This is a genomic window from Paraburkholderia sp. SIMBA_027, from assembly GCF_046535315.1.
Taxonomy (GTDB): Bacteria; Pseudomonadota; Gammaproteobacteria; order Burkholderiales; family Burkholderiaceae; genus Paraburkholderia; species Paraburkholderia tropica.
In genome coordinates this window covers 1-2,453 of sequence record NZ_JAWRWY010000053.1, presented here as the reverse complement: position 1 = coordinate 2,453, position 2,453 = coordinate 1, and the positions used below count along the sequence as shown (strand labels likewise).

Annotated in this window: 3 protein-coding genes; all 3 read left to right on the top strand. The window is 63.1% G+C overall.

Going from position 1 to position 2,453, the window contains the following annotated elements:
* Positions 1-79 precede the first annotated feature (79 nt).
* Genes tnpA through tnpC form a run of 3 tightly spaced genes read left to right on the top strand, consistent with a single transcriptional unit; the run spans position 80 to position 2,418 of the window.
* Positions 80-469, top strand: coding sequence for an IS66-like element accessory protein TnpA (tnpA, locus tag SB764_RS38000; RefSeq protein ID WP_237181873.1), 390 nt, complete (start codon positions 80-82; stop codon positions 467-469).
* Positions 457-804: an IS66 family insertion sequence element accessory protein TnpB gene (gene tnpB, locus SB764_RS37995; protein WP_183040330.1), complete on the top strand. Its 348-nt coding sequence runs from the start codon at positions 457-459 to the stop codon at positions 802-804. The genes tnpA and tnpB overlap by 13 nt, the downstream gene beginning before the upstream one ends.
* Before the next feature lie 57 nt (positions 805-861).
* Positions 862-2,418 (top strand): IS66 family transposase, encoded by a 1,557-nt coding sequence (gene tnpC, locus SB764_RS37990; RefSeq protein WP_410866461.1) that lies wholly within the window; start codon positions 862-864, stop codon positions 2,416-2,418.
* The last annotated feature ends 35 nt before the right edge of the window (positions 2,419-2,453 follow it).

Genomic DNA, 2,453 nt, shown 5'->3' with positions numbered 1-2,453 from the left:
GTAAGCGACTGGGCAACCCATCTTGAAATGCCCTAAAGGTCTTGGGAGTATCGTGTCCACCTAACGAATAAGCGGACACGTGAACACTATCTTCGAAGAAGGCGCGCCCTCCGAACGCCGACGCCGGCGACGCTACAGCGAGGAGTTCAAGGCCGGGGTCGTAGCTGCCTGCCATGGAACCGGAGTATCCGTCGCAGCCGTCGCGCTGGAACACAGGCTCAACGCAAACCTCCTGCGACGCTGGATCGATCAGGCAGAAGGCAGGCTTCCGAAGGGGCTGCCGGGTCGTCCGGCAGATTTGCAGCCGTCTGCCGCGCCGGCATTCGTGCCGATTACACTGGAAACCCGGAGCACGCATTCGGCGGAGATCCGCATCGAAGTCCGCCGGGGAGATCAGACGGTCACGGTAAGCTGGCCTATCTCGGAGGCAGTCCAGTGTGCAGCCTGGCTGCGCGAGTGGCTGCGGTGATCCGGGTCGACGAGATCTGGCTGGCTGTCGATCCGCTGGACATGCGCGCGGGCTTCGACACGGCACTGGCGCGCGTGGTCAAGGTGTTCGGCGCCGCGCATCCGCACCACGCCTATCTGTTCGCCAATCGCCGGGCCAATCGCATGAAGGTGCTCGTTCATGACGGGATCGGCATCTGGCTGGCAGCGCGACGCCTGAATCAAGGCCAGTTCTCCTGGCCGCACGCGGGCAGCGAGCCGAAGCAGCGCGCGCTGACGCACGAACAGCTGGCTGGCCTGGTGCTCGGGCTGCCGTGGCAGCGCATTGGGCAGGACGGCGTGATCCGCATCGTATGACCGTGACGTAAACAGTTTCGCTTCACCGGTGTGAGGGGTTCTGGCAGACTGGTCCGCATGAACCTGCCCGCCGATCTTGACGCTCTCAGTCCGGAACAGTTGCGTGCCCTCGCAGTGCAGTTGATTGCCGAGGTGCAGGTGAAGGACCGGGAGGTCAGCGAGCGGGATCGGGAACTGCATTACCGGCAGACCCGCATCGACCAGCTGTCGCACGAGATCGCGATCCTCAAGCGGCAGCAGTTCGGCCGACGTAGCGAACAGCTCAACAGCGAGCAGATGAGCCTGCTTGAGGAGGCCCTCGATGGTGACGTCGCTGCCGTCGAGATGGAGCTCGAACAACTCAAACCTCCGTCTGCTGAGCGGCATCGTGAGCAGCCCAAACGAACACCCTTGCCGCCGCAGTTGCCGCGCACCGACATCCATCACGAGCCTGACAGCACGGTGTGTCGCTGTGGCTGCGGGCGCGTACGCATCGGCGAGGACATCAGCGAGAAGCTGGACTATGCGCCGGGCGTGTTTACGGTGGAGCGGCATATCCGGGGTAAATGGGTATGCCGCAACTGCGAGACGCTGGTCCAGGCGCCGGTGCCCGCACACGTCATCGACAAGGGCATCCCGACCACGGGCCTGCTTGCATCGGTGCTGGTCAGCAAATATGCGGACCACCTTCCCCTGTACCGCCAGGAACAGATCTTTAGCCGCGCAGGACTCGCAATACCGAGATCCACGCTGGGCGCATGGGTAGGTGTGTGCGGCGTGCAGCTTCAGCCACTGGTCGACGCACTGCGCCAGGAGATCCTGCAACAACGCGTACTGCACGCCGACGAAACGCCAGTGCAGATGCTCAGCCCCGGCAAGGGCAAGACGCACCGTGCGTATCTGTGGGCTTATACGACCAGCCAGTTCAGCAAACTGCGCGCAGTGGTTTACGACTTCACTGGCAGTCGCGCGGGAGCGCATGCCCGCGCATTCCTCGATGGCTGGCACGGCAAGCTGGTGTGCGACGACTACGGCGGCTACAAGGCGTCATTCCGGCAGGGAATCATCGAGATCGGATGCGCGGCTCATGCACGTCGAAAGTTCTTCGAGCTGCACGCCAATCACAGCAGCCAGGTCGCAGGGCACGCCCTGCCGTTCTTCACCGCGCTCTACGAAATCGAGCGTGACGCAGCGGAACTGGATGCGGATGAGCGATACCGGCTTCGCCAGTCACGAGCTAGGCCGGTTTGCGATGCCTTGCACGAATGGCTGATCACGCAGCGCAAACTCGTATCCGGAGGTTCCGGCATTGCGAATGCCCTGGACTACAGCCTCAAGCGTTGGGAGGCGCTCACGCGCTATCTCGACGACGGGAGCGTGCCCATCGACAACAACTGGGTTGAAAACCAGATACGCCCATGGGCCATCGGGCGGGCCAACTGGTTGTTCGCGGGTTCACTGCGAGCGGGGCAGCGTGGTGCTGCGATCACGAGCCTGATTCGCTCGGCGCAACTTAACGGGCACGACCCGCACGCGTATCTCAAGGACATCCTCACGCGTCTGCCTACGCACAGGGCCAACGACATTGCCGCATTGCTGCCCCATCGATGGCAGCCGAAACAGGCCAACGAATAACCTCGCGCTTCAAGACGGGATCGCTGGCCGCTTAC

Coding starts and splice junctions, on each gene's coding strand:
- tnpC (WP_410866461.1), top strand. CDS start 862: ATGAACCTGCCCGCCGATCTTGACGCTCTCAGTCCGGAACAGTTGCGT.